General features: G+C 78.0%; 2 protein-coding genes and 1 pseudogene. All 3 read right to left on the bottom strand.

The window, feature by feature from the left end; all coding sequences use genetic code 11:
- Positions 1–94 (bottom strand): annotated as a pseudogene (locus tag AX737_RS01685) (30S ribosomal protein S6); the annotation flags it as partial.
- 179 nt (positions 95–273) lie between these two features.
- Positions 274–903, bottom strand: coding sequence for a transglycosylase SLT domain-containing protein (locus tag AX737_RS01690; RefSeq protein WP_082772817.1), 630 nt, complete (start codon positions 901–903; stop codon positions 274–276).
- Positions 857–2,388 (bottom strand): flagellar hook-length control protein FliK (locus AX737_RS01695; protein ID WP_066918490.1); only part of this gene is annotated, 1,532 nt, incomplete at its 5' end. The genes AX737_RS01690 and AX737_RS01695, both read right to left, overlap by 47 nt.

Here is a 2,388-nt window from a genome sequence, read left to right on the forward strand (position 1 = left end):
GCTCGATCACACCCTTGTAGGTGTCGATCATGGTCTCGACCTGCTGGGACGTCACATCCTGGCGTGCGAGGAATAGGTGCTCGTAGATTGCCATGGTTGCCTGTCCGGGAGTGCAACGATCCACCCTAGCGCATATGGAAATGCCGGTGGCAAATTTCCTGCCCGCCCCGATGGGACTGAGGCGGCACGGTCGGTCCTGATCGGCTCGCGAACGGCCGGTGCGGCCGGCCGCGCGGTCGAGCAGGCCGACCGCGCTCCCATGCTCGCCCGCCCCTACTGGCAGAAGGTCTTCGCGCCGGGCGTCCAGCTGCCGAAGCCGGTGGCGACCATGTTGGTGATCACCCGGCAGACGTAGAGCTTCTGGGCCGGGTTGTTGTTGGGGCCGGCGTGGTAGCGCGCCACGGCCAGGGTCCAGCTGCCCTCGCGCTCCTTCAATTCCTTCAGGAAGCGGGTGGCGTACTCGACGTTCTGGCGCGGGTCGATCATCGCCTCGAGCGAGGGGAACTTCGCCCGGTGATAGTGGTGGTTGATCTGCATGCAGCCGAGATCGACCAGCCGCGTGCCGGCCGCCTGCGCCTCGCCGAGCTTGCGCAGCACGTCGGCCGGGCCGGTGCCGAAATAGGCCCGGCCGCCGATGTTCATCGCGTAGGGCTGGAGCGAGCCGCGCTTGCCGCTCTCGGTCAGCCCCACCGCGTAGAGCATGCCCAGCGGCACCCCGTGCTTGGCCGCGGCCTGCGCCATCTGCTGCTCGCAGACGCGGCTGGGGGCGGCCGGCACCGGCACGTCGGCCGCCGAGGCCGTGGGACTCGACACCGCGGGCGCGGGCGCGGTGGCGCCGGCCGGCGCCCCGCACAGGCTAGAGATACAGGCCGCGACGATCGCGCGCGTCAGGATACGCCTCATGTCCCCTCTCCCCGCTCCGGGGTCCCTCGCTCCCGCGGCGGGCGGTCTGGTCGGGGTTGCGCCCCTCCCCGCCCTGGCCGCCACCCTGGCTCCCGCCCTGGCCGCCCTCGGCCGGGAAACCCGGCAGGCCGCGGCCCGGCGCGGCCTGAGCGCCCTGCCCGGCGCCCTGTCCGGCCCCTTGCCCGGCTCCCTGGCCCGAGCCCGGCTGGCCGCCCGACAGCTCCGCCCCGCCCGCCTGGATGGCGACGAGGTCGGTCTGGTAGCCGGCCCCGCGCAGCAGCTCGGTCAGGGCGCCGCCGTCGCGGCGCAGCAGTTCGGCGGTGTCGTGGCGGCCGGTCTCCAGGCCGATCTCCAGCCGGCCCTCCTGCAGGCGCATCCGCACCGTCACGGTGCCGAGGTCGCCCGGCTGGAGCTGGATCGTGAGCAGGCGCAGCGGCCCCTCGGGCAGCTGGCCCGGCCGCGCCGCCTGGGCCGGCGCCGCGGCGGCGGGAGCCTCCGCGGCGATCGCCTGGGCGAGCTGGCGCAGCGTCGCGGGCGGCAGCCCGGCCTGACCCCCGGCCGCGCCCGGGACCGCGTCGGTCGCCTCGGCCTCGCCCGGCGCCGGGTCGGGGACGGCGCCCTCCCGGCCCGCGGTCCCCGCATTCTGGCCGGCATCTTGGCCGGAGGCTTGGCCGGACATCTGGCCGGACGCTTGGCCGTGTGTCCGCGCCACGGCCGGGGCCGTGCCGGCCCGGGCATCGACCGACTCGGTCCCGGCCTGCACCGACGGGCTCCCCGACCGGGCACCGGCCGCCGTCCGCTCCGCCTCGCGGGCCTGCGCCGTCCGGCCGCCGGCCGGGACGGGCGCGGGCGTGTCGGTCGCCGCGGAGGCCGCCGCCGCGACCGCGGCCGGCGGGACGGCCGATGCGGCCGGGTCCGCGGCCGGGACGGCCGGCGCGGCCGCCCGCGGGGTTTCCGGAGGCGGCGCGACGGTCGCGCCGCCGGTCCGCAGTGCCGCCGGCCCGGATCCCGGCAGCGCGGCGCCCTCCGCCTGGGCATTCGCCCCGGCGGCCCGCGCGTCCGGGCCCGTCACCGCGGCGAGGGCGGCCGCGGCGTCCGGCACGGCACCGGCCGCGGGGCCGGCGGGCAGCCCGGAGGGCGCGACCGGCGCGAAATGCGTCTCCTGCGCCAGGACCGCGAGGGTCGGCCGCGCGGCCGGAGGCTCCGCCGAGGCGGCCCGGCGCGCGGCGCGCTCGGCCAGGGCGGCGAGGTCCGTCGCGGCGCCGGCACCCGGGGCGGCGAGCGCCGCCGCGGCCGCCTGGACCTGTGCGGCCGGCGTCTGTGCGGTCAGCGTCTGTGCGGTCTGCGTCTGGGCGGCCTGCATCTGTGCGGCCTGCGCGGTCTGCTGCACCCCCGCCTGCTGCCCGAGGACCGGGGCCGCCTCCTGCCCCGCGCCGAACAGGGCGCGCAGCGCGGCCTGCGGGTCGATGGCCGGCTCGGCGGGGG

Origin of the sequence: Methylobacterium sp. CCH5-D2 (assembly GCF_001556475.1) — a bacterium.
Taxonomy (GTDB): domain Bacteria; phylum Pseudomonadota; class Alphaproteobacteria; order Rhizobiales; family Beijerinckiaceae; genus Methylobacterium; species Methylobacterium hispanicum.

What these genes read in the sequence shown, in the direction of transcription:
- AX737_RS01690 (WP_082772817.1), bottom strand. Translation starts at nt 903, where the DNA reads ATGAGGCGTATCCTGACGCGCGCGATCGTCGCGGCCTGTATCTCTAGC.